We start from the raw sequence: 23,987 nt of genomic DNA on the forward strand, positions 1-23,987 counted from the left end.
ACATGGGGTACGACATCGCGGTGCACCGCGCGACCGGCGGGGACACCCGTTCGTGGCTCCGGGCGGCGGGCAGGATGTGCGCCGTGGAACGCATCCTGTCGCCCGGCGAGTTGCTCGACGCGCGTCACGAGGTGGTGCCCTTCCACGGTCGCGTGGAGGAACTGGCGACGCTGACCCGGTGGCGGGACGAGGGCGGCCGGGCGTCCCTCCTGCTGCTGCACGGTCCGCCCGGCGTGGGCAAGACGCGCCTGGCGCACCGGTTCGCGGCGGGCGGCGGCGTGCTGGTGGTGGACGACGCCGACCTGGTGCCGTGGCACGAGCTGCACCAGGTGCTCCAGGAGCAGGCCGGGCGGGTCCGGCTGCTGGTGGTGGCGCGTGACGCGGACTGGTGGTGGTCGGCGCTGCGGCAACGCGCGGCCGACCTCGGCTACACCGCGGCGGAGCTGGCGCTCGCGCCGTGCCCCGAGGAGCACCCGGAGTCGTTCCGCACGGCGTGCTGCCGGTTCGCGGGCCTGCTCGGGCTGCCCCGGCCGGACGTGCCGACACCGCCCGCGGAGACCCTGCACGACCTGCACCTGGCCGCGCTGGCCGCGGTGCACGGCTCGCCGGCGAGCGAACCGGTGGCGCTGGTGCGGTGGCTGGCCGACCTCGACCCGGACCCGCCCGCCGCGGGCAGGCACGCCGAGGACGTGCTGGCGGTGGCCCTGCTCGACGACCGGATCGAACCCGACCGCACGCCGCACGCGCTGGCGGCGCTGCTGCGGGCCGCCGGGCGCTGGCCGCACGTGCTGCGTCGCGCGGAGGCGTTGTTCACCGCCGAGCCGGACCTGGTCGCGAACGTCGACGCGGGCCCGCTCACCGCGCTCGCGACCAGGCCCGAGGTGGCACGCGCCATCGCCAGACGGGTGTTCGAGGAGCCGCGCTTCCACGGCGACGTGCTGCCCGCCGTGCTCACCCGCACCCTGCTGCGGCAGCGCGCGGCCGTCGCGGACAAGCCGGAGCTGGCCGAGCTGCACGGGATGCTCGGCGCGCGGGCCGCGATCGCCGCGTTGCGGGCGGAGGCGCTGGCCGCCGCGCGCACGGAGGTCGCGCTCTACCGCGAACTGGTGGCCGAGGACCCGGCGGAGTACCGGCCGGCGCTCGCCGACGCGTTGGGCGACCTGTCGTTGCGGCTGGTCGCGGTGGGCCGCGAGCAGGAGGCGCTGGCGGTCTCGGCGGAGGCCGCGGCGCAGGCGCGGGAGGCGGTCGAGGACGACGAGGAGTGCACGCCGCAGCTGGCCGCCGCGCTGGAGCGGCTGGGCGTGCGGAACGCCGCGCTCGGGCGGCGTGCCGACGCGCTGGCCGCGGTGAGCCACGCCGCGTTGCTCTACCAGGAGCTGCACGAGGCGCGGCCGGCGTTGTTCCGGCTCGACCTGGCGAAGATCACCCACCACCTGGCGGTGCGGTTGCACGAGGTCGGCCGGCGGGTGGAGGCCGGTGACGCGGCGCGGTCGGCGGTGTGGCGGTGGCGTGCCGTGGTGGCCGCGGACCCCCGTTACGAGGCCGAGTTCGCCCGCACGCTGGGCGCGTTGGCGAACCTGCTGGCGGTGCTCGGCCTGGGCGGTGAGGCGGAGGTGGCGGCCGGCGGTTCGATCGAGGTGCTGCGCAGGCTCGCCGCGGCCAACCCGCGTGATTTCGAACCCGAACTCGCCACCGCCCTGGGCGCGCTGGGCGCGGTGCTGCGTGGTCCGGACCGGCGTGCGGACGCGCTCGCGGCGGCCGAGGAGGCGGTGCGGCTGTGGCGGCGGATCGCGCGGGACGGCGACCCGCGCGCGGTCGGCAGGCTCGCCGCCGCGCTGCTGGACCAGCTCGACGTGCCGGTGCCGGGTGACCGCCTGCCGGTGGCCCAGGAGGCGGTGGACCTGCTGCGGCCCCTGGCGGAGCGGTACCCGGCGCGGTTCGCGGCGGCGTTCGCCGCGGCGCGCTGCCGGCTGGCCGGGCTGCTGCTCGCGACGGGCCGCGAGCACGCGGCGCGGCAGGTGGTGGCGAACCTGGTGGGGCAGGTGCCGGGACCGGACGCGCGGCTGGCCCGCGCGTGGGCCGCGTTGTCCGACGAACTGGCCGCGGTGGCGCACGACGAGGACGCGTTGCGGTGCGCCGAGCACGCCGCCGAGTGCTGGCGGGACCTGGTGGGGCGGTGCGACGTGGCGGCGCGGGCGTACCCGTTGGCGGTGCGGCGGGTGGCCGTGCTGACCCACGCGGCACGCGGGCTGGGCGCGTTGTCCCGCGCGCGGCAGGCCGTGCTGGCCTGGCACCTGGTCCGCACGCCCGGCGAGCTGGCCGCCGACCCGGACTACGCCGAGGCGTTGACCGGGTACGCGGTGCTGTGCGTGCAGACCAGGGTGGAGCTGGACCGGGCGCTGGCGGCGGCGCACCGGGCGGTGGTGGTGCTGCGGGCCGCGCGGGTGGCGCCCGACCGGTTCGCCGCCGCCGTCGCGGCCGTGGAGGACGTGGTCCGGGCGCACCCCGACCCGCAGGTCGCGCGCACCCGGACCAGGGCGATGGTCGCCCGGGACTGGCCTAGCCCCGCGTGAGCAGCGCCCGCAGGAAGAACGCCACGTTGGCCGGGCGCTCCGCGAGCCGCCGCATGAAGTAGCCGTACCACTCGTCGCCGTAGGGCAGGTACACCCGCATCCGGTTGCCCTCGGCGGCCAGGCGGCGCTGCTCCTCGGGCCGGATGCCGTACAGCATCTGGAACTCGTAGCTGTCCTTCGACCGGTGGGCGGCGAGGTCGGTGGCGATCGCGATCAGCCGCGGGTCGTGCGACGCGACCATCGGGTAGCCCTCACCCGCCATGAGCACCTTCAGGCAGCGCACGTACGACAGGTCGACGTCCGCCTTGTCCTGGAACGCCACCGAGGCGGGCTCCTGGTACGCGCCCTTGCACAGCCGGACCCGGGACCCGGCGTGCGCCAGGTCCCGGCAGTCCTGCTCGGTGCGCTTCAGGTACGCCTGGAGCACCGCGCCGACCCACGGGAAGTCCACCCGCAGCTCGCGCAGGATGCCCAGCGTCGAGTCGGTGGTGGTGTGGTCCTCCATGTCCAGGGTGACCGTGGTGCCGACCGCGCCCGCCGCCGAGCAGATGCGGCGCGCGTTGTCCAGGGCGATCTTCTCCCCGTCGACCGGCAGGAACTGGCCCACCGCGGACAGCTTCACGGACACCTCGGCCCGGTCGGCGTACCCCGCGGTCTCCAGGCGGCGCAGCAGTTCGAGGTACGCCTCCGCGGTGGCCGTCGCCTGCTTGGCGTCACGCGTGTCCTCGCCCAGGTGGTCGAGCGTGACCAGGCGGCCGTCGGCGAGCACCTCGCCGGTGGTGGCGATCGCGGCGTCCACGTCGTCACCGGAGACGAAGCGCTTGACGACGGGCCGGGTCAGCGGCGTGCGTTCGACGAGCGAGCGGATCGCCCCGGAGCGCGAGGCGGCGAGCAGTGTCGAGCGGAGCATGGTCACCCCTGGTGCGGGTAGCGGTGGGAGGTCGGAGGCGTGAACGTCTCCTTGATGGAGCGGGGGCTCACCCAGCGCAGCAGGTTGTGCACCGAGCCCGCCTTGTCGTTGGTGCCGGACGCCCGGCCCCCGCCGAACGGCTGCTGGCCGACGACCGCGCCGGTCGGCTTGTCGTTGACGTAGAAGTTGCCCGCGGCGAACCGCAGCGCCTCCTGCGCGTGGGCGATGGCCGCGCGGTCCTGGGCGATGATCGCGCCGGTCAGGCCGTACGGCGCCGCGCTCTCCATCTGCTTGAGCACGGTGTCGTAGTCGCTGTCGTCGAACACGTGCACGGCCAGCACCGGGCCGAAGAACTCGGTGGTGAACACCTCGTGCGCGGGGTTCGAGCCGAGCAGCACGGTCGGGCGCACGAAGTAGCCGTCGGTGTCGTCGGCGGTGCCGCCGGCCGCGATCTCCAGCGAGGAGTCGCCGCGTGCCGCCTCCAGCACGCCGGACAGCTTGTCGAACGAGCGCCGGTCGATGACGGCGCCGAGGAAGTTCGACAGGTCCGTGACGTCACCCATGGTGAGGGACTCGACGTCGGCCAGGAAGTCGTCCTTCATGCGGTTCCACACCGAGCGCGGGACGTACGCGCGGGACGCGGCGGAGCACTTCTGGCCCTGGTACTCGAACGCGCCGCGGACCAGGGCGGTGCGCAGCACGTCGGGGTCGGCGGACGGGTGCGCGAGCACGAAGTCCTTGCCGCCGGTCTCGCCGACGATGCGCGGGTAGGACCGGTAGTTCGCGATGTTCGCGCCGACCTGGCCCCACAGGTGCTGGAAGGTCCTGGTGGACCCGGTGAAGTGGATGCCCGCGAGGTCGGGGTCCGCGAGCGCCACCTCGGACACGGCCAGGCCGTCGCCGGGCAGCAGGTTGATCACGCCGGGCGGGAGGCCCGCCTCCTCCAGCAGCCGCATGGTGAGGTGCGCGGCGAAGCTCTGCGTGGGCGAGGGCTTCCACAGCACCACGTTGCCCATCAGGGCGGGCGCGGTGGGCAGGTTGCCCGCGATGGCGGTGAAGTTGAACGGCGTGATCGCGTAGACGAAGCCCTCCAGCGGGCGGTGGTCGGTGCGGTTCCACACGCCGGGGGAGGACTGCGGCTGCTCGGCGAGGAGCTGCCGGCCGAACGACACGTTGAAGCGCCAGAAGTCGATCAGCTCGCACGCGGCGTCGATCTCGGCCTGCACGGCGGTCTTGGACTGGCCGAGCATGGTGGCGGCGTTCAGCGTCTGGCGCCACGGCCCGGCGAGCAGGTCGGCGGCCTTGAGCAGGATCGCCGCGCGGTCGTCGAAGGACAACGCGCGCCACGCCGGCGCGGCCTTCTTGGCCGCCTCGACGGCGTCCCGGGTGTCCTGCTGCGTCGCGCCGTGCAGCGTGCCCAGGACGGCGCGGTGGTTGTGCGGCTGGACGACGTCGAAGCGCTCGCCGCCGCCCACCCGCTGCTCGCCGCCGATGGTCAGGGTCAGTTCGGTGGGTTCCTTGGCCAGCTCGGCCAGCTTCGCCTGCAACTGCGCGCGCTCCGGGGTACCGGGTGCGTAGCTGAGGACGGGCTCGTTCACCGGTGCGGGGACCCTGGTCACGGCATCCACAAGCAGCTCCTTCGCCACATGGTTGTGTCGGCTTCACGGTAGGACTACCGAGCGTGCACACCGTTGTCCGCACGGCTAGGCTTGCGTGTGCTCCGTTGTCCGCGCGGACAAACGTGCGGCCGGTCGGCTGCCGACCGGAAGGGGGTGCGGGTGAGCCTGCGCCAGGTGTTGATCGCGCTGGGTGATCCGCTGGTGGAACTCCAGGTCGCGCCGCACGGCCTGGAGGTCGACGTGCACGACGTGGTGATCCTCGACCCGGACGACGCGCCCGACATCCGGCCCGGCGACCTCGCCCTGGTGGTCGGCGCGCGTGGCCGGGCGGCGCTGCCGCTGGTCCGGGCCGCCGGGCAGGGCGGCGCGGCGGCCGTCGCGGTGAAGGTGGACGCGCCCGCGCCGGTGCTGCGGCAGGCCGCGGCGGACGCGGGCGTGGCGTTGCTCGGGGTGCGGCCGGAGGTGCGGTGGGAGCACCTGGAGTCGCTGGCCCGCGGTGTGGTGAGCAGCGCGCGGCTGACCGCCGACGCGGGCGCGGGCGAGGTGCTCGGCGACCTGTTCGGCCTGGCCCAGACGATCGCCGCGTTGACCGGCGGCATCGTCAGCATCGAGGACACCGCGAGCCGCGTGCTGGCCTACTCGCGCTCCTCGGACGAGGTGGACGAGCTGCGGCGGCTGTCCATCCTCGGCCGCCAGGGACCCGAGCCGTACCTGAAGATGCTCCGCGAGTGGGGCGTCTACCAGCGGTTGCGCTCCGGTGAGGACGTCGTGCGCATCGACGAGCGGCCCGAGTTGGGCATCCGGCGGCGGATCGCGATCGGCGTCCGCGCGGGCAACCAGCCGCTGGGCACGATCTGGGTGCAGGAGGGCGCGACGCCGCTCACCGAGCGGGCGGAGCGGGCGTTGCTCGGCGCGGCGCGGGTGACCGCGCTGCACCTGGTGCAGCAGCGCGAGCCGACCGCCGCGTTCCGGGAGAACCTGCTGGCGTCGCTGCTGGACGGCCGGATGGACGCGGCGTCGGTGGCCGGGCAGATCGGCGCCGACCCGGCCAAGCCCGCCGCCGTCGTGGTGTTCGCGTTGCGCGGCCAGGAGAACGCCGACCGCACCCAGCACGAGCTGCGGCACGCCGAGCTGACCGGCCTGATCTCCGTGCACGCCGCCGCGTACCGGCGCAGCGCGCTGGTCAGCCAGTCCGCCGGGCGCACCTACGTGTTGTTGCCCGACCTGCCGCCGACCGCGCCGCTGCTCGCGCTGACCAGGGAGATCGTCGCCGCCGCGCGCAAGCACATGGGGCTGCGGGTGCAGGGCGCGATCGGTTCCACCGTGCCGACCGTGGACGAGGTCATGGTGTCCCGGCACGAGGCGGACCGCGTGCTCGACGCCATGGGCCGCGACCTGGACGTGGACGTCGCCACGCTCGCCGACGTCCGGTCGCGGGTGCTGGTCAGCGAGACCCTGGCGCTGCTCGCCGAGCACCCGCGCATCCGCGACCCCCGGCTGGACCGGCTCGAACCGGAGCTGGCGCGTTCCCTGCTGGCGTACCTGGACGCGTTCGGCGACGTGCGTGCCGCCGCGAGCGGGCTCCACGTGCACCCGAACACCCTGCGGTACCGGGTGCGGCGTGCCGCCGAGGTCGGCGGGTTCGACCTGGACGACCCGCTGCTCCGGCTGTTCGCACAACTGCAACTAAGGCTGCCCTGAGCCCTTCACCGGCCGCACCCTAGGCTCCGCGCCGTGAACCTCGATGCGTCGTCCAGGCGCGGCAGTGACTTCGCCGAGTTGTCCAGGACGGTCAAGCAGGCCGGCCTGCTCGACCGGCGGATCGGCTTCTACGTGGTGTGCCTGGTGGGTGCGCTCGGCGCCCTGGCGGCGGCGGTCGCGGGTGTGGTCGCGCTCGGTGACTCGTGGTGGCAGCTCGGCCTCGCCGCCGTGCTGGCCGTCGTCTACACGCAGATCGCGTTCCTCGGCCACGACGCGGGCCACCGCCAGATGTTCGCGACCAACAAGGCGAACGGGACCGTCGGCCTGCTCCTGGGCAACCTGGTGATCGGCGTCGGCTACGGCTGGTGGATGGGCAAGCACAACCGCCACCACGCCAACCCCAACCACGAGGACGAGGACCCGGACGTCGACATCGCCGTGCTCGCGTTCAGCGCCGAGCAGGCCCAGCGCAAGCGTGGCTTCTTCCGGTGGGTGGTGAAGAACCAGGCGTGGCTGTTCTTCCCGTTGCTGTTGCTGGAGGGTTTCAGCCTGCACGTCATCAGCACGGCCGCCGCGGCACGCCGCGAGGTGCGCGGGTGGCGGCTCGAACTCGTGCTGCTCGCCGTGCACTTCGTGGCGTACTTCGGGTTGGTGTTCGCGGTGATGTCGCCGGGCAAGGCCATCGCGTTCATCGCCGTGCACCAGGGCTTGTTCGGCGTGTACATGGGTTGTTCGTTCGCCCCCAACCACAAGGGGATGCCGGTGTTGTCCGCCGGCCACCGGCTCGACTTCCTGCGCAAGCAGGTGCTGACGTCGCGCAACGTGACCGGCGGCTGGTTCACCGATTTCCTGCTGGGCGGCCTGAACTACCAGATCGAGCACCACCTGTTCCCGAACATGCCGCGACCGCACCTGCGCCGCGTGCGGGTGCTGGTCCGCGACTTCTGCCGGGAGCGGGGCATCTCCTACGCCGAGTGCGGCCTGTTCAGCTCGTACGGGTTCGTGCTGAAGTTCCTGCACGAGGCGGGAGCTGAACTGCGTGGTGGAGAAAAGCTCGCTCGCACAGCGTCCAGGTAGTGGTGGTCAGCAGGTAGACGCCCGCCGCCAGCGGCAGCACGGCGGCGACGAGGACGGTCCCGAACGGCAGCAGCCGCACCAGCTTCGCGAACGGCGGCTGCGGCCCGGCGGCTTCGGCGGCACGCGCCGCCTGCCACCGCGCCGTCGCGAACGCGACCACCGCCAGCGCGGCGAACAACACCAGGAACACGGCGTTGTGGTCGTACGCGCCGAACCAGTGCGCGCCCAGCGGCGTGCCGAGCAACGTGCCTTCCAGCAACGGGTTCGGCGTGGTGACCAAGCGGTACATCACCATGAAGAACGGCACCTGCACCAGGGCGGGCAGGCAGCCCGCCAGCATCGAGGTGCCGTTGGCGCGGTACAGCTCCATGGTCTTCTCCTGGAGCTTGCGCATATCTTTGCCGTGCTTCTCCTGGAGCGCGCGCACTTGCGGTGCGAGCGCGGCCCGCGCCTTCTCGCCGCGCACGGCGGCTCGGCTCAGCGGGTGCATCAGCAGGCGGACGACGACGGTGAACAGGACGATGGCGAGCGCGGGCGTGGCGACGCCCGCCAGGGCTGCGCCCAGGGCGTGGAACAAGGGGGTACTCCGGTTTCAAGCGAGCGGGAAGAGGACTTCAGGCGCTGAGGCCGAGTCCGGGTGCTCGCGGCCGGGGACGCCCCGCGGCGTCGGGGTCGCGCAGGCGCAGGAACGCCGCTTTCAGGGCTTTCTCGCGCAGGGACAGGGAACGCGCCCACGTCGGCGTCGTCCGCTCGGTGGGCGCGGTGGTGAGCAGCAGCGCCACCAGGGCGACCGCCGCGACGGCGGCCAGCAGCTCGGCGGGCGCGTGGAAGAGGGTGAACGCGAACAGACCCGGCAGGTACAGCGCGAGCAGCAGCTGGAGCCTGGTCACGGCCACCTCCCCTCGGGTTCCTCAGTCGAGCGTACCCACCACGGCGGGCCGCGTGGGGTGGTCGTAGCGGATCGTCACGTCGGCGTCCGGCGCGTAGTCGTCGTACGCGGGCAGCACCCACCGCAGCTCCGGGTCGACCTGCCGGGCCAGCGCCGCGTTCGACAGCAGCAGGTGCACGGTCAGCTCGGCGGGCAGCCACTTGTCCAGCAGCAGCGTCCCGTCCAGCACCAGCACGCCGCCCGCGGGCAGCGACACGTAGTCGGCGCGGCTCGCCCGGTCCGCGGTGGCGTCCCACAGCGACGGCAGCACCCGGCCCGTGCCGCCCGGCTCCAGCGGGTCCAGCACCTCCCGCAGCAGGCCGGGCACGTCGACCCAGCCGGTGCGGAACGACTCCGGGTCGGTGTGCCCGAACTCCAGCCGCACCGACGCGGGGCGCAGGAAGTCGGCGGCGGACACCCGCAGGACGGGCCGACCCCGGGCCCGCAGCGGGTCCACGAGCGCGTCGGCGAGCCGTTCCGGGTGCGCGGGCGGCGCGCCGTCGACCAGGACGCGGGTCCACGCGTCGCGCGGCCGGTCGGCGATCCGGTCGACCAGCTCCGCGACCAGGGCGTCCGGCGTCAGCGGGCGGACCTTCACGGCAACGGGTAGTCGTGCCAGCCGGTCGGCAGCTCCGGCACCGGCCAGTCCGGGTCGGGCTCGAACTCCGACCACGCCGGGTCCCACCACGTCGTGCCGGCCGCCACCATCGCCTCGATCTCCGCGCCGGTGCGGCGGATCGCCGCGCCCTGGGCGGCCGTGTACTTGCCGTGCGCCACCTGCTCCTCGAACTCGACGCGGTCCTTGTCCTCCAAGCCGCCCTCCACCGGCAGCCAGTAGTCCAGCTCGTGGTCGAGCGTGTCGAAACCGAAGGGCGTGCGGCGGAAGGGGTCCTGGAGGTTGAGGTACCACCCGGCGAACCGGCGTTGCTCGCCCTGCCAGTACAGGTCGACGGAGTAGGCGTCGCCGGGTCGGTGGAGCTGGAGCTTGCCGTGCCCGCGCCAGTGCGTGTTGCCCGCGGTCCGCCACGGGTGCGGGAACGGGTGGTCCGGGAAACCGAAGCGGGCGCCGGGCACCGTGAAGACGGCCAGCAGCTCCGGCCCGTCCTCGATCACGCGGGTCGGCGTCACCGACCACGGTTTGCCGTGCAGGACTTCCCGGCGCAACGCGACGTCACCAGGTGCGAAGAACCCCATGCGGCCAGCCTAGGCGAGCGTGTGGGGAGGGTCGGGGCAGTGCGGTTCGCGGTGGGGGTGGGTGTGCCGGTGCGGGACATGCGCCAGGTCGGTGTGGTGACGCGGGTCGCGGTGGTGGGCGGGTCAGGCGAGGGCGCGGCGCAGGCGGGTTTCCGCCAGGGCGTGCCGGGGATCGGGTCGGGGCAGGCGGCGCACCAGGCGTTCCAGCACCTCCACGTCCTCCACCGCGCCCGCGAACGCCCACAGCGCGTCGGCGTCGTCGTGGTCCAGCACGCCGCGCCGCACGGCCGCCGCCAGCTCCTCCCGCTCCGCGCGCACCACGGGCGCGTCCGACCGCGGCAGCAGCTCGCCCTGGTACGCCGCCGCCGCGGCGGGCACGTCGCCCGCCCGCAACGCCGCCCGCACGGCCAGGAAATCACCCTGCACGTCCGCCGACAGCCGGTACGGCCTGGTCAGCAGCACGTCACCGAGCTGCGCGCGCAACCGGTGCAGCTCGGCGCGCACGGTGGCCGGGTTGCCGCGCTCGCCGTACAGGTGCAGCGCCAACTGCTCGGCGGTCAGCCCGCGCGGGTGCAGCGCCAGGGCGGTCAGCAGTTCGGCGTGCCGCAGCGACAGCACCAGCGCCCGCCCGCCGAGCGACCCGGCGAGCCCGCCGAGGAAGCGCAGGGACAGCACGGGTCTTCGCCCGCTCCGGCGTGGCACGCGGAGCAGGTACCCCTCGTCCAACGGCTCCACGAGCGCTTCCCGCCCGTCGGCCAACCGCACCCGGTCGGCGGTCACGTCCACGCGCCTGGCTCGCAGGTCCGCCGACGCCAGCACGCGCCCGGTGGGGCTGAGCAGCGCGCCCGGCTCACCGCGCAACGCGGCCAGGTGCGGCCGGTTCGCCTCGCGCAGCCGCTGGTCGCGGAGCGCGAGCCGCACCTGGAGCTGGCTCTCCACCAGGCGCGCGGTGGTTGCCACCAGCGCGCTGATGGTGGGGTGCGCGGTGCGCAGCGACCCGCTGAGGTCGACGACGCCGATCGTCCGGCCGGTGTCCGGGTCCCGCACCGGCGACGCCGCGCACGTCCAGTCGTGGTAGGCCCGCACCAGGTGCTCGGCGGAGTGCACGGTGACGGGCCTGCCCAGGGCGAGCGCGGTGCCCATGGCGTTGGTGCCGATGGCGTCCTCGCTCCACCGCGAGCCCTCGGTCAGGTGCACCCGCTCGGCGCGCCCGCGCACGGCGCTCGCGCCCTCGCACCACAGCACGTGGCCCTCGGCGTCGGTGACGATCATGATCTGGTCGGCGTCCCGGGCGATGGCGACCAGCGTCTCCCGCAGCACGGGCAGCATCGCGGCCAGCGGGTGCGCGCCACGCACCTCGGCGACCTCGTCGGGGGCCAGCACGAGCGGCGGCTGGTGGTGGTCCGGGTCGACCCGCGCGGCCAGGGAGCGCCGCCACGACTCGACGATGAACTCCCGCGCCCCGGTCGACGGCGACCCCGTCAGCTCCGCCTCGTGCAGCCCGGCGAGCAGGCGCGGGTCTGGGTGCATCGCGGACAACCTCCTGGCTGACCAGGATGACGCCCCGCGCCCGGTCGCGGCAAGCCGGCTCGTGGTCCGATCGGGTGCAACGTGACTGCAACGTCCCCGCCCCTAGGTTCGCCGCGTCCAGCGCGGTGCCAGTGGGGAGGCGGGAAGACGATGACCAGGTACGCGGCGCCCGGCCGGCCGGGCAGCCCGGTGTCCTGCCGCGAGCGGTACGACCACTTCATCGGCGGCGAGCACGTGCCGCCCACCAGGGGTGGTTACTTCGCCAACGCGTCGCCGGTGACCGGCGAGGTGTTCACCGAGGTCGCCCGCGGCACCGCCGAGGACGTGGACCGGGCGCTGGACGCGGCGCACGGCGCGGCCCGCGCGTGGGGCCGCACGTCCGCCGCCGAGCGCGCGAACGTGCTCGACGAGGTCGCCGACCGGGTCGAGGACCACCTCGAAGCGCTGGCCGTCGCGGAGACCTGGGACAACGGCAAGCCGGTGCGCGAGGCGCTGACCGCCGACCTGCCCGCGGTGGTGGACCACTTCCGCCGCTTCGCGGGCGTGGTGCGCGCCGCGGAGGGCGGTGTCGCGCGGCTCGACGCGGACCGCGTGGCCTACCGCTTCCCGGAGCCGCTGGGCGTGGTCGGGCTGGTCGTGCCGTGGGACTTCCCGCTGCCGGCGGCGGCCTGGCGGCTCGCGCCCGCGCTCGCCGCCGGCAACGCGGTGGTGCTCAAGCCCTCCGAGCGGACGCCCGCGTCGATCCACGTGCTGCTGGACGTGATCGCCGACCTGCTGCCGCCGGGTGTGGTCAACGTCGTCAACGGGTTCGGCGACGAGGCGGGCGCGCCGCTGGTCTCGTCACCCCGGGTGGCGCGGATCGGGTCCACCGGCGGGACCGCCGACCGGCACGCGGGCGGCAAGAGCCCGAACGTCTTCTTCGCCGACGTGGTCGCGCACCGGGACGCCTTCCGCGACAAGGCGTTGGAGGGCTTCGCGATGTTCGCCTTCAACCAGGGCGAGGCCCGCACGTGCCCGTCGCGGGCGTTGATCCAGAGTTCCGCCTACGAGGAGTTCCTGGCCGACGCGGTGGAGCGCACCGGGGCCATGCGGCAGGGCGACCCCCTGGACACCGCCACGATGGTCGGCGCGCTGGTCGACGCCGAGCAGGTCGCGGCGGTGCTGGCGCACGTGGGGACCGGTCGGCGGGAGGGCGCGCGGCTGGTGTGCGGTGGTGAGCGGGCCGACCCGGGCGGCGAGCTGTCCGGCGGCTGCTACGTGGCGCCGACGGTGTTCGAGGCCGACCACAAGATGCGCGTGTTCCAGGAGGACGTGTTCGGGCCGGTGGTGTCGGTGACGCGGTTCGACGACGTCGACGACGCCGTGAAGATCGTGAACGACGCCCCTCGCGGTCCGGGTGCGGGCGTGTGGTCGCGGGACGGCGGCCAGGCGCACCGCGTGGGCCGGGAGATCCGGGCGGACCGGGTGTGGGTCAACGACCACCAGCCGCACCCGGCGTTCGGCGGCTGGGCGGACCACCGCGCGCTGCTGGACCGCTACCAGCGGGCGAAACAGGTGCTGGTGAGCTACTCGGCCGGTGCGCGCGGGTTGTTCTGACGGGCCGGGGGAGGCGCCGCGTCGGCCGCCTCCCCCGCTCCGCTCACTTCCAGGGGACCTGCGGCGACGGGTAGAAGTTCACGCCCTGCGCCTGCCAGCGCGGGCCCTGCGCGGCGAGGCGGACCCGGAACTTGGCCCAGTCGTGGGTCTCCCACGGCGACCAGCCCAGTTCGGCGATGGCGGGCAGCCGCGGGAACGCCATGTGCTCGACCTCCGCCGAGTCGGTCAGCGTCTCCGTCCACAGCGGGGCCTCGACGCCGAGCACCGCCGACGCGGGCAGGTCCTCGACGAACGCGCCGGGGTTCCAGTCGTACGCGTCCTCGACGTCGGTGTACCCGGCCCACTTCAGGCCCAGCTTGGTGTTCTCGTCGTACTTCATGTCCAGGTACGCCTTGGTGGCGGGCGACAGCACGACCCGGCTGCCGCGCTTCGCGGCGGCGACCACGTCCGGCGCGACGGTCTTGGTGCCCCAGAACTGCGGCACGGTCGACGCGGGCGGGTCGGCCTTCACGAACTCGTGCCAGCCGACCGCGGTCTTGCCGTGCTTGGCGACCAGCGGCAGCACCTTGTCCATGAACTTCACGTAGTCCGGGTCGGTGGTGACCAGCGCCTCGTCACCGCCGATGTGGATGTACCGGCCGGGGGTCAGCGCGGCGACCTCGCGCAACACGTCGTCCACGAACTCGTACGTGATGTCCTTGTCGATGCACAGCGAGCTGAAACCGACCTCGATACCGGTGTACAGCGGCGGCGCGACGCCGTCGCAGTTCAGCTCGGCGTAGGAGGCGAGCGCGGCGTTGGTGTGGCCCGGCAGGTCGATCTCCGGGATCACCTCGATGTGCCGGGACGCCGCGTAGGCCACCAGGTCCCGGTACTGCTCCTGGGTGTAGTAGCCGCCGGCGCCGCCGCCGACCTCCGTGCTGCCGCCGTGCTCGGTCAGCCGGGGCCAACTCTTGATCTCCAGCCGCCAGCCCTGGTCGTCGGTCAGGTGCAGGTGCAGGCGGTTGATCTTGTACTGGGCGATCTGGTCGATGTACCGCTTGACCTCGGCCACGGAGAAGAAGTGCCGCGCCACGTCGAGCATCGCGCCGCGGTGCGCGTAGCGCGGGTGGTCGAGCACGCTGCCGCCGGGCACGGTCCACGGGCCGCGCTGCCGCGACGCGGACTCCACCTTGGCGGGCAGGAGCTGGCGGAACGTCTGCACGCCCGCGAAGAGGCCGGCCGCGGTCCGCGCCCGGATCACCACGCCGCGGTGCGTGACGTCGAGCTGGTAGCCCTCGTCGCCGACGCGGGGGTCGGCGCCGGTCAGCAGCAGCGAGATGCCGTGACCGGACGCGCCGGGCGCGACGGGCAGGCGGTAGCCGGTGGACGGCCGCAGCACGCCCGCCAGGTACTCGCCGACCTGGCGGGCCTCCCGCGAGCCGGGGTGGGTGTGGATGCGCGTGTCGGCGGCGAGGGTGTAGGTCACGCCGGGCTTGGGGGTGACTTTCACCGGTGCGGGCACGATGTGGTGCAAGGGGGTCTCCGGAACGGCCTGCGCGGGGCTCGCCGCGCCCACCGCGCTCAGGAACAGCAGTGCGGCGAGCGCGCGTCCGACAGCGCGCCGACCGGCGCGTCTGGTTCTGTCCACGGGTCGTGGCACGGACATCCTCCTGGGGTCGACGTGGATCACCCGGGCGGCGGCCCGATCACCGTTTCAGCCGTGCCGGCGCAGTGTCAAGGTCCGGACCAATCAGGCGAACCGCGGAGCGCCCAGGTCACGCCACACGGCGGGGAACCGCTCCTCCACCCGGGCCGCCTTCGCCGCCGCCAGGCCGTGCAGGACGCCGAACGTGAAGCCGTTCTCCCCGTCGCGGTGCGCCTGCGCACCCAACTCCCGCAGCACCGGCCGGGCCACCACGCTGTCCTGGTGGTCGCCGAGCAGCGTCTGCAACCCCTTGAGCCGCTTGCGGTACTTCCGCGCGGCCTTGCCGAACCGGGGCTCCACCGCCTCGACCGCGTACCGGAGCCGCTTGGCGGCCTTGCGGGACTCGTGCAGCGACTCGTCGTCGTGCGCGTGCGCGGCGGCGCGGGCGAGCCGGCGGTAGGTCTTGTCCACCAGGGGCGGCAGCACCTTCTTCGCCTTGTGCGCCGCGAGCGGGGTCAGCGGCGGTTCGGCGAGCAACGCGTCCACCGCGTCCAGCAGCTCGAAGTACCGGCGGCTGTTCATCGCGGTGGTGGCGGCCTCGTGCGCGGCGGCCTCCAGCGGCGCGAAGTGGCGGGTCAACCGGGCCGCGACGGGTCCGAGCACCACCGCGTCGTCCAGTTCCGCCACGGTCGTCTCGAACTCGGCGCGCAGCACCTCGGCGTCCCGCGCTTCGCCCAGCACGCCCGCGATCCACTTCAGCTCGTCGGTGAGGGCACGGGTGCGTTCGCGGTCCACGACCTTGCCGAACGCCTGGAGCGCGCTGCGCATCCGGCGCGTCGCCACGCGCATCTGGTGCACCGCGTCGTGCTCCTGCCGACGCACGCGCGGGTCCTGCTGCTTCATCGCCTCCGCCTGCTCCCGCAGGTACGCGAGCACCACCTCGCCGGCCGTCCGACCCGGTCCGGGCGCGGGCGGCGCGGGGGACAGGCGGCCCGCCAGCAGCCGGGTCAGCTTCGCCGCCGACGCGGACCGCGTGATGCCCGCCTCGGCCAGCCTGCGCTCCACCAGGTCCAGCAGCGCCCGGTCGCCGCGCTCGCCGAGTTCCACCTCGATCTCGCGCCAGGTGTCCACCGACGCGTCCGCCACGTCCTGCGCGGACACCAGGTCCTCCACCACCTCGGCGAGCAACCGGCCCCGGTCGTCCACGAGCTGCCAGCTGTGCCGCGTGGTCCGGATGCGCGCCACGGGCGCCAGCTCGTCGCCCCGCGCGTGCACCTGCACCAGCGAGCCGAGCTGCTTGGGCGGGTGCTTCGACGCGCGGCCCGGTGGCAGGCGGACCTCCTCGCGGGTGTCCGCGGCGACCGGCAGCTTCAGGTGCCAGCCCGCGTCGTCGCCGCCGACGCGCCTGCGCAGCGTCCACCCGGCACGGGCCAACCGCAGGTCGGCGGTGTCGTAGTAGACCGCTTCGAGGTGCTGCTCCCGCGGCCCGGCCGCCGCGGCGACACCGGGCAGGTCGGCCAGGTCCGGCAGCGCGACGCCGGTCGGCGCTTCGTACTTGCGTTCCGTCTCATGAACCGATGTCGACATGTATCAGGCATACACCGGAGGATCGGTGTTTACCCCTGGTAACTGTGGGTGAAGTGCGGTTGACCTGCTCGGGCGGTCGTACCCGACCGTCCGCGTGGTTTTCCAGTCGGGTGGCTTGCGGGCCGGACTCCGTGGGGTTGGCTGAAGTTCGTGCCCACGGAGAAAGAGCGGCTCGACGTGGTCGAGCCGACCCTCGCCGAAGTCGTCACGCAGGTCCAGCTGCTGACCGCCGAGCTGGGTCGCGTCGGCGCCCGGCTGCTGGTGCTGGAGCGCAGGCTCGCCGGCGCGGGCTCCGGGCCGGACGAGGACTTCGACGCCGTGGACGACGAGATCACCGACGTCGTCACGGCACTGCGCGCCGCGTGGGACGCCGAGCAGGAGGTGCTGGCCGACTCGGTGCGGGTAGAGCTGCGCCAGGAGGTCGCCGAGCACGACGCGCTCAAGGAGCGCCGCGACGCGGGCCGCGCCCGGCTCGCCGCCGGCCGGATACCGCGGTTCGAGCGGGACGCGCTGGAGCACGAGGTGCACCAGCTCGACTGGCAGATCGAGGCGGGCGAGGCCGCGGCGGCGGACGCGGCGGCCCGGCTGGAAGCGGACGCGGCGGCGGCCGAGGAGCCGTGGCGGCAGGAGGCCGTCGTGGCGGGCGAGAAGGCCCGCGTGGAGATCTGGGACGTGGCGGCCCGGCGGCTGGAACGCGCGCTCGCCGCCGACCGCAGGCTGCCGGTGTGGTTCCGGGTCGGCGTCGGCGAGATACCGAGCCCCGACCCGACGCCGTGGGTGCGTGCCGCGACGGCGCTCATCGCCTACCGCCTGGAGTACGGCATCACGACCGCCGTCGACCCGCTGGGCGAGCCGCCGTCGGCGGGTTCCGGTTCGGCGGCCTGGGTGCGCCGCACCGAGGCGCACACCGACCTGGTCGACCAGCTCCAGTCGCTGCGGCCGTAGCTACCGCGGGCAGGTCCCGAGCATCGCGGCCAGCGCGTCGTGCTCGGCCTGGTCCGCGGTGAGGTCGTAGGCCGCCTTCACCGAGACCCAGTTCGTCGCGTACGCGCACCAGTACGCCTCGACCGGCGGTTTCCACTTCGCCGGGTCCTGGTCGCCCTTGGCGCGGTTGGTGGTCGCCGACACCGCGAGGAGCTGGCTGCCGCCCAGGTCGTTGGCGAACTTCTGCCGCTGCTCGTCGGTCCACTTGTCCGCACCCGACCGCCACGCCTCGGCCAGCGGCACGGTGTGGTCGATGTCCAGCTTGCCCGCCTCGGTGATCGTCACCCCGTCGTAGGGGCTGACCCACGAGCCCGCGGTGGCCTTGCAGTCCTTGTCGGTGCGGACGTCCGCGCCCTGCTTCTGGAGCACGACCTCACGCGTGTCGCACGAGTTGCCCTGGCCGCTCCAGTGCGGGAACCGGTCGCGGCTGTAGCCGGCCATCTTGCCCTCCGGCGCGATCCGGAGCGCGGCGAGCCGATCGGCGGCCTCCCCGGGCGCCACCGGCGGCTGCCCCGCCGTCGGTGACTGCCCCGCGGTCGGCGGCTGCCCGGTGGTCGGCGGGTTGTCCTCCTGGTAGCGGGTGAGGAAGTAGCCGAGCACCAGCAACACGACCAACACCGCCGCGCTTGCCCACGTCGTCGTCCGTTTCCCGCTCATGGGCACCTATGATCAGCGATCACGCCGGCGGCGTGATCACCGGGGCTACGGCCTGCTGGTCAGGTAGCCGCCCATGTGCGTGAAGTAGTCGGTGGCGGCGAGTTCACGCCCGTCCTCGGTGCGGACGCGCTTCACCAGCAACGCGTGGTTGCGCCCGCGCCGCGCCAACGCGCCCGCGACGATCGCGACGCCGTCGCCCTCGCGGTAGAAGATCCGGCCCGGCGTGCCGCCGTAGCGGGCCCGCGACACCTCGGCCTCGACGATCTCCAGCCGCCTGCCCCGGTGGAAGGTGAACGCGCTCGGGTACGGGGCGCACTGCGCGCGCACCAGGCGGTCCAGCTCCTCGGCCTCCCACGTCCAGTCGATGCGCAGGTCCTCCTCGGCGCGCTTGTGGAAGAAGCTCGCCTTGGCGCGGTCCTGCTTGACGAAGTCGGTGCGGCCCTTGGCGATCTCGGCCAGGCCGTCCACGGTGATCGGGCCGAACAGCTCCAGCGTCCGGTGGAACAGGTCGGTGGTGGTGTCGCGCGGGCCGACCGGCACGGCGCGCTGGAGCACGATGTCGCCCGCGTCCAGCGTCTCGTCCATGATGTGCGCGGTGACGCCGACCTCCTTCTCGTCGTTGATCAGCGCCCAGATCAGCGGCGAGAAACCCGCGTAGGCGGGCAGCAGCGAGTCGTGCACGTTGAGCGTGCCGTGCTTGGGGAGGGTGAAGATCCGCGGCGGGATCCAGGTGCGCCAGTTGGTCGCGACGATGACGTCCGGGTCGACCTCCTTGAGGCGCTGGAGGAGTTCGTCGTCGTCGGGGCGCTCGCGGATCAGCGTCTCCACCCCGTGCTCGGCGGCGAGGTCGGCGACCGAGTCGCTCCAGATCCGCTCGTAGGCGTGGTCGCTCTTGGGGTGGGTGACCACGAGGACCACCTCGTGCTCGGAGTCCAGCAACGCCTGGAGCGTGCGATGTCCCCAGGTCTGGTAGCCGAACATGACGACCCGCATGGGTCCTCCTCCGCGATTAGGCTTGCCTAAGTTATCCGACCCTAACCTAATCGGGTGGTCGACTAGCCTGTCCAGGGTGATCCTCGACGTGAAAGTGCACGGCCGGATCGTGACCATGGACCCCGCGCGGCCCGAGGCGCGTTGCCTGGGTGTGTGGGGCGGGCGGATCGCCGGGCTGGACGAGGAAGTGGCCGACCTGCCCGCGCGGCGCGTGGTCGACCTGGGTGACGCGGTGGTGCTGCCCGGTTTCGTGGACGCCCACAACCACCTGGCGTGGGCGGGGCGGGCCGCCCGCACGCCGGACGTGTCCGGGTGCGCGACCGCGGCGCAGGTGCTGGACGTGCTGCGTGCCGCGCCGCGCACCGGGTGGCTGGAGGCCGCCGGCTACGACCACCGCGTCCTGGACCGCCCGTTGACGGCACGCGACCTCGACACGGTGGGGACACGCGTGTACTTGCAGGACGTGTCGGGGCACGCGTGCGTGGTGAGCAGCGACGTGCTGGCGTCGCTGCCCGCGTCGGTCGTGGGCGCCGTGGGTCCGAACCCGACCGGTTTCCTCGCGGAACGGGCGCAGACCGCCGTCCGCGAGCTGATCCAGCCGTACTCGGTCGCCGACATCGCCCGCGACGTCCGGGCGGGCGCGGAGCAGTGCCTGCGCGAGGGCGTCGTGCTGGCCGCCGAAGCCGGTGTCGGCGCGGGCCTCACCGGCAGCGGCGCGCTGGAAGTGGCGGCGTACCAACGTGATCCGCTGCCCATCCGGGTGCAGCTGATGGTGTCGGCCGACGAGTTGCGCGCCGTGCGCGCCCACGAGGCCGACGGCGTGCGCCGAGCCCTGCCGCTGGGGCTGCGCACCGGGTTGGGCGACGAGTGGTTGTCCATCGGGGCGTTGAAGCTGTGGACGGACGGCGGCATGATCGCCCGCACCGCGGCGCTCACCGAGCCGTACGCGGGGGTCGGCGGCGTCGGTCAGTTCCAGGACGACCCCGAGGTGATGCGCGCGGCGATCCTCGACGGGCACGCGGCGGGGTGGCAGCTCGCCGTGCACGCGATCGGCGACCGGGCCGTGGACTTCGCCCTGGACGCCCTCGCGGAGGCGCGGGCGGCGGTCGACCGGCCGGACGCCCGGCACCGCGTCGAGCACTGCGGCCTGGTCCGGCCGGACCAGCTCGACCGGATCGCGGAGCTGGGCGTGATCCCGGTCGTGCAACCGACTTTCCTGTGGGCGTACGGGGACGACTACGCGGCGATCATGGGGGAGCACCGAGCGCCGTGGCTGTACCGGGGCCGCGCGTTCCTGGACCGCGGTGTCGTGGTGGCGGGCAGTTCCGACCGGCCGGTGGCGGACGGCAACCCGTTGCGGGGCGTGCAGTTCATGGTGGAGCGACGTTCCTCCGGCGGCCTCCCGGTGGGCGCGGACGAAGCCCTGACGGTGCACGAAGCCCTTGCCGCGTACACGATCGGCGCGGCGTACGCGTGCCGGGTGGAGCACTCGCTCGGGTCGCTCACACCGGGGAAGCTGGCCGATTTCGTCGTGCTGGACCGCGATCCACGCCAGTGCGAACCGGCACGCATCGCCGAAACCACCGTGCTGGCCACCGCCCTGGGCGGCGACTTCCGCCACGACCCCGGGGGCCTGGCCACCTGACCCCGCCCCACCCCGGTGCCGCCGCTCCCACCGCCGCGGCGGCACCGCCCCCACGCCGCGCACCGGCACCGCCGCTCTCCAAGCCGCGCCGCCGCCCGCCTACGCGCCGCGCCCGGCCGCCCTCCCCGCCGCGCCCCGGCACCGCAACCCTCCCCGCCCGCCCCGGCACCGCAACCCTCCCCGCCGCCGGCCTCCCTGCCGCCGGTCTCCCTGCCGCGACGGTGCCCCTCACCCCGCCGCGCCCTCACCCCGCCGCGCCCCGGCACCACCGCTCCCCAGCAGCGTGCCCCTCGCCGCCCCTCCGCCCTGCCGTCCCTCCGCCGCTCGCTCCCGCCCCGCTCAGGCGCTCATCCGCCAGTGCACGACGTACCCGGCCGCCTCCGCGGCGATCAACGCGTCCAACTTGGCCAGGTTCGTGCGCTTCCCCATCCGGAACGCCCGCCCCCGCCGCGCGTCCAACACCAGCGGCGTGGCACCGGGCAACGTGCCGGGCAAGGTCTGCTGGAGGATGCGCAACCCCACGTTCGCCGCCTCCTGCGTCAACGGCGGCTCCTTCACGTACGTCAACACCACCGCCGTCGAACCGTCCGGCATCCGCAGCCCCAGGTGCGGTTTCACGCGCAACGTCAGCTCACCCGACGCCCACTTCGCCGAACCCACCGGCACACCCGTGCCCCGCGTGGCGCGCAACCACGGCACGAAACCGTCCCGCACCTCCTGGAACGCCCGGAGCTGCCCGTTCCTCGTCGCCGCACGCACCGCCGCGTCCAGCTCGGCCTCCGGGTCGGGCGAGTTCGCCGCCCGCCGCATGGCGTCGCGCACCGGGTTGTAGAAGCCGCTCACCCACGGGTCCGCGCCCAGGTACACCTCGCGCTGCCCCGACACGATGCTGATGCGCCCGCGCTGCCCGCTCATCACGTACTCGGTGAACGACAACGCGGTGACGCTGACCGGTTCCACCACGACTGGCTCCCCTCGTCGCATCGAACTGCTGTTCGAATTCTACCGCCGGGGTACGACATTCCGGAGCGTGCGAACGGCTGGTCGCGTACCGTGCCGCCGAACCGGACGCGCGTGACGAGAAGAGGCCGCCCATGGGGGAGCGCTCGGACATCGACCTGACCAGACCCAGCGCCGCACGGGTCTACGACTACTACCTCGGCGGCGCGCACAACTTCGCGGTCGACCGCGAGATGGCGCGCCAGGCCATCGCCATGTGGCCGGAGGTGCCGCTGATCATGCAGGCCAACCGCGCCTTCCTGCGGCGGGCGGTGGAGTTCTGCGCGGCACGGGGCGTCGACCAGTTCCTGGACCTCGGCTCGGGCATCCCGACCGCGGGCAACGTGCACGAGGTGGCCCGCACCGCCAACCCCGAGGCGCACGTGGTCTACGTGGACAGCGACCCGATCGCGGTGACGTACAGCCGCACCATCCTCGGCGACGACCGGCGGACCGCCGTGGTGCAGGAGGACCTGCGCGACCCGGGCGCGGTGCTGGCGGCGGCCGGGGAGCTGCTCGACTTCGCCCGCCCGGTGGCCGTGATGATGGTGGCGGTCCTGCACTTCGTGCCGGACGGGGACCGGCCCGAGGACGTGGTGGCCGCCTACCGGGACGCCGTGGTGCCCGGCAGCCACCTCGTCGTCTCGCACGCCACCCACGACGGCCAGGCCGACACCCACCAGGAGCTGTACCGCAAGCGCACGTCGACCCCCATGACCATGCGGTCGGCGGACCGGGTGCGGTCGTTGTTCGCCGGGTTCGAGCTGGTCGAGCCGGGCGTGGTGCACCTGCCGCGGTGGCGGCCCTCGTCGCCGGACGACGTGGGCGACCACCCGGAGCGCTTCGCCGGCCTGGCCGCGGTGGGCCGCAAGCCCTGACACGCGAAGGGCCCCGCCGCGGCGGGGCCCTTCCCGGTGCTCAGAGGTAGTACGCCAACCCGATGGTGACCAGCCAGAACAGGCCGAGTGCCTGGAGCACGTGGTCCCGGTAGGCCACGTCCTCCGGTGCGCCCGCCTTGCCGCTGTCCACGTCCACCGCGTACCGCAACATGCCGACCACCAGCGGGATCATCGAGATGACGCTCCACTGGTTCACGGTCCGCTCGGCGATCTGGAACGCCCACAGGCCGTACGACATGATCATCACGGCGGCGGCGGTCGCCCACACGAAGCGCAGGTAGCTCTCCGAGTAGTTGCGCAGCGACTTGCGGATGTTCGCGCCCGTGGTGTGGAACAGCTTGATCTCCGCGTACCGCTTGCCCGCCACGATGAACAACGAGCCGAACGCCGTGACCAGCAGGAACCACTGCGACGGCACGATGCCGGCCGCCACGCCGCCCGCGATGAACCGCATCAGGAAGCCGGACGCCACGATGCACAGCTCCAGCACCGGCTGGTGCTTGAGCCCGAAGCAGTAGCCGAGCTGCACCGCCAGGTACACCACGACGATGGTGACCAGTTCCCAGTTCGCCGTGTACGCCAGGGCGAGCGAGCCGAGCACCAGCACCACGGCCGCGCCGTACGCCAGCGGCACCGGCACGACGCCCGCCGCGATGGGCCGGTTCTTCTTGGTCGGGTGCGCCCGGTCGGCCTCCACGTCCTTCGCGTCGTTGACCAGGTAGATCGACGACGCGGCGAGCGAGAACACCACGAACGCCAGCGCCGCCGACGTCAGCACGGAGAACTCGGTGATCTGCGCCGACGTGAACGGCGCGGCGAACACCAGGACGTTCTTCAGCCACTGCTTCGGCCGCATGGCGCGGACCAGGCCGCCGACCACGCCGCCGGAGCGCCGCTCGGTCGCCGCCTCCGACGCGGTGGCGCTCATTTCGCGGCCCGTCGCCGCATGAACCGCCGCACGCCACCCGCGACGGCCGCGCCGAGCACCGAGCCCGCCAGCACGTCGGTCGGGTAGTGCACGCCCAGCACGAGGCGGCTGACCATCATCGGCGGCACGACCGCCAGCGCGCGGCGCCTGCCGAGCAGCCCGCCGAACAGGACGGCGGCGGCCGTGGTGGACGTGGCGTGCGACGACGGGAAGCTGAGCTTGCTCGGCGTGCCCACCAGGACCTGCACGCCCGGGTCGTCCGGGCGCGGGCGGCGCACCACCCGCTTGACCGCGATGGAGGCGGCGTGCGCGCCGACCACGCCGGCGGTGGCGATCAGCCACTCGCGCCGGCGTTCCCGGTCGACCAGCGCGCCCACCGCGCCGAGGGCGCACCAACCCGCGCTGTGCTCACCGAACAGCGACATGGCCTTGGCCGCCCGGACGACGGGCGGGTTGGCCAACGCCGCCTGGACACCGCGCAGCGCGGCCGTCTCCCGGCGCGCCGCGGACCGGTCTTCGTCCATCTGCTTCTCTCCTGAC

At 73.8% G+C, this 23,987-nt stretch carries 21 protein-coding genes; 7 read left to right on the forward strand and 14 right to left on the reverse strand.

The annotated features are described in order from the left end of the window. Positions 1 to 2 precede the first annotated feature (2 nt). Complete coding sequence (locus KZQ38_RS37255; protein ID WP_219445548.1) at positions 3 to 2,573, forward strand: P-loop NTPase family protein; 2,571 nt, start codon at positions 3 to 5, stop codon at positions 2,571 to 2,573. On the opposite strand, the gene KZQ38_RS26550 is transcribed toward KZQ38_RS37255, so the two are convergent. Both KZQ38_RS26550 and pruA read right to left on the reverse strand, forming a co-directional pair. After that, positions 2,560 to 3,483: a proline dehydrogenase family protein gene (locus KZQ38_RS26550; RefSeq protein ID WP_219445549.1), complete on the reverse strand. Its 924-nt coding sequence runs from the start codon at positions 3,481 to 3,483 to the stop codon at positions 2,560 to 2,562. The genes KZQ38_RS37255 and KZQ38_RS26550 overlap by 14 nt on opposite strands. 2 nt (positions 3,484 to 3,485) lie before the next feature. After that, positions 3,486 to 5,111, reverse strand: coding sequence for an L-glutamate gamma-semialdehyde dehydrogenase (gene pruA, locus KZQ38_RS26555; protein WP_219445550.1), 1,626 nt, complete (start codon positions 5,109 to 5,111; stop codon positions 3,486 to 3,488). Positions 5,112 to 5,261: 150 nt separating this feature from the next. Between pruA and KZQ38_RS26560 the strand changes: the two genes are divergently transcribed. After that, complete coding sequence (locus KZQ38_RS26560) at positions 5,262 to 6,803, forward strand: PucR family transcriptional regulator (RefSeq protein WP_219445552.1); 1,542 nt, start codon at positions 5,262 to 5,264, stop codon at positions 6,801 to 6,803. Positions 6,804 to 6,836: 33 nt separating this feature from the next. Beyond that, positions 6,837 to 7,880 (forward strand): fatty acid desaturase family protein, encoded by a 1,044-nt coding sequence (locus KZQ38_RS26565; protein ID WP_308258606.1) that lies wholly within the window; start codon positions 6,837 to 6,839, stop codon positions 7,878 to 7,880. Here the strand turns inward: KZQ38_RS26565 and KZQ38_RS26570 are convergent. The 5 genes from KZQ38_RS26570 to KZQ38_RS26590 all read right to left on the reverse strand — a co-directional run bounded on the left by KZQ38_RS26570 (position 7,789) and on the right by KZQ38_RS26590 (position 11,532). Continuing rightward, positions 7,789 to 8,457 (reverse strand): YidC/Oxa1 family membrane protein insertase, encoded by a 669-nt coding sequence (locus tag KZQ38_RS26570; RefSeq protein ID WP_219445554.1) that lies wholly within the window; start codon positions 8,455 to 8,457, stop codon positions 7,789 to 7,791. The genes KZQ38_RS26565 and KZQ38_RS26570 overlap by 92 nt on opposite strands. A gap of 37 nt (positions 8,458 to 8,494) precedes the next feature. Beyond that, positions 8,495 to 8,770 carry a DUF6412 domain-containing protein gene (locus KZQ38_RS26575; protein ID WP_219445555.1) on the reverse strand — a complete coding sequence of 92 codons (276 nt, stop codon included), beginning with the start codon at positions 8,768 to 8,770 and terminating at the stop codon, positions 8,495 to 8,497. Between the two features lie 21 nt (positions 8,771 to 8,791). Next, positions 8,792 to 9,406 carry a nucleoside/nucleotide kinase family protein gene (locus tag KZQ38_RS26580; RefSeq protein ID WP_219445557.1) on the reverse strand — a complete coding sequence of 205 codons (615 nt, stop codon included), beginning with the start codon at positions 9,404 to 9,406 and terminating at the stop codon, positions 8,792 to 8,794. Next, a complete protein-coding gene (locus KZQ38_RS26585; RefSeq protein WP_219445559.1) occupies positions 9,403 to 10,002 on the reverse strand; it encodes a ribonuclease FAU-1 family protein in 600 nt (199 codons plus the stop codon). Before KZQ38_RS26585 ends, KZQ38_RS26580 begins: the two co-directional genes overlap by 4 nt. Positions 10,003 to 10,125: 123 nt before the next feature. Then, entirely contained in the window at positions 10,126 to 11,532 is a 1,407-nt protein-coding gene (locus KZQ38_RS26590) for a helix-turn-helix domain-containing protein (protein WP_219445561.1), read from the reverse strand. Between the two features lie 150 nt (positions 11,533 to 11,682). Between KZQ38_RS26590 and KZQ38_RS26595 the strand changes: the two genes are divergently transcribed. Continuing rightward, positions 11,683 to 13,128 (forward strand): aldehyde dehydrogenase family protein, encoded by a 1,446-nt coding sequence (locus tag KZQ38_RS26595; RefSeq protein ID WP_219445563.1) that lies wholly within the window; start codon positions 11,683 to 11,685, stop codon positions 13,126 to 13,128. 43 nt (positions 13,129 to 13,171) lie between these two features. Here KZQ38_RS26595 and KZQ38_RS26600 read toward each other — a convergent pair whose 3' ends face one another. Together KZQ38_RS26600 and KZQ38_RS26605 are read right to left on the reverse strand one after the other, a co-directional pair. Beyond that, positions 13,172 to 14,776 (reverse strand): beta-N-acetylhexosaminidase, encoded by a 1,605-nt coding sequence (locus KZQ38_RS26600; protein WP_219445565.1) that lies wholly within the window; start codon positions 14,774 to 14,776, stop codon positions 13,172 to 13,174. 84 nt (positions 14,777 to 14,860) lie between these two features. Continuing rightward, positions 14,861 to 16,342, reverse strand: a complete 1,482-nt coding sequence (locus KZQ38_RS26605) for a CYTH and CHAD domain-containing protein (protein ID WP_219445566.1) — start codon at positions 16,340 to 16,342, stop codon at positions 14,861 to 14,863. Between the two features lie 150 nt (positions 16,343 to 16,492). Here KZQ38_RS26605 and KZQ38_RS26610 point away from each other — a divergent pair, with 150 nt between their 5' ends. Next, on the forward strand, positions 16,493 to 17,287 hold the full coding sequence (locus tag KZQ38_RS26610; protein WP_219445568.1) for a hypothetical protein: 795 nt from the start codon (positions 16,493 to 16,495) through the stop codon (positions 17,285 to 17,287). Here the strand turns inward: KZQ38_RS26610 and KZQ38_RS26615 are convergent, their stop codons facing one another. Together KZQ38_RS26615 and KZQ38_RS26620 are read right to left on the reverse strand one after the other, a co-directional pair. Next, a complete protein-coding gene (locus KZQ38_RS26615) occupies positions 17,288 to 17,983 on the reverse strand; it encodes an HNH endonuclease family protein (RefSeq protein ID WP_219445576.1) in 696 nt (231 codons plus the stop codon). A 45-nt stretch (positions 17,984 to 18,028) separates the two neighbouring features. Beyond that, complete coding sequence (locus tag KZQ38_RS26620) at positions 18,029 to 18,976, reverse strand: methionyl-tRNA formyltransferase (protein WP_219445578.1); 948 nt, start codon at positions 18,974 to 18,976, stop codon at positions 18,029 to 18,031. Between the two features lie 76 nt (positions 18,977 to 19,052). Here KZQ38_RS26620 and KZQ38_RS26625 point away from each other — a divergent pair, with 76 nt between their 5' ends. Then, positions 19,053 to 20,621 carry an amidohydrolase gene (locus KZQ38_RS26625; RefSeq protein ID WP_219445579.1) on the forward strand — a complete coding sequence of 523 codons (1,569 nt, stop codon included), beginning with the start codon at positions 19,053 to 19,055 and terminating at the stop codon, positions 20,619 to 20,621. A gap of 339 nt (positions 20,622 to 20,960) precedes the next feature. On the opposite strand, the gene KZQ38_RS26630 is transcribed toward KZQ38_RS26625, so the two are convergent. Then, a complete protein-coding gene (locus KZQ38_RS26630; protein ID WP_308258607.1) occupies positions 20,961 to 21,584 on the reverse strand; it encodes a hypothetical protein in 624 nt (207 codons plus the stop codon). A 131-nt stretch (positions 21,585 to 21,715) separates the two neighbouring features. On the opposite strand from KZQ38_RS26630, the gene KZQ38_RS26635 reads away from it, so the two are divergent. Next, positions 21,716 to 22,498 carry an SAM-dependent methyltransferase gene (locus KZQ38_RS26635; protein WP_219445582.1) on the forward strand — a complete coding sequence of 261 codons (783 nt, stop codon included), beginning with the start codon at positions 21,716 to 21,718 and terminating at the stop codon, positions 22,496 to 22,498. Positions 22,499 to 22,538: 40 nt separating this feature from the next. Here the strand turns inward: KZQ38_RS26635 and KZQ38_RS26640 are convergent, their stop codons facing one another. Both KZQ38_RS26640 and KZQ38_RS26645 read right to left on the reverse strand, forming a co-directional pair. Then, the gene (locus KZQ38_RS26640) at positions 22,539 to 23,447 is read right to left on the reverse strand and encodes a decaprenyl-phosphate phosphoribosyltransferase (RefSeq protein ID WP_219445583.1); all 909 of its coding nucleotides are present in this window, start codon (positions 23,445 to 23,447) and stop codon (positions 22,539 to 22,541) included. Continuing rightward, a complete protein-coding gene (locus KZQ38_RS26645) occupies positions 23,444 to 23,971 on the reverse strand; it encodes a phosphatase PAP2 family protein (RefSeq protein WP_219445584.1) in 528 nt (175 codons plus the stop codon). The genes KZQ38_RS26640 and KZQ38_RS26645 overlap by 4 nt, the downstream gene beginning before the upstream one ends. Positions 23,972 to 23,987: the final 16 nt, after the last annotated feature.

This window comes from Saccharothrix obliqua (genome assembly GCF_019375475.1).
Lineage (GTDB): Bacteria > Actinomycetota > Actinomycetes > Mycobacteriales > Pseudonocardiaceae > Actinosynnema > Actinosynnema obliqua.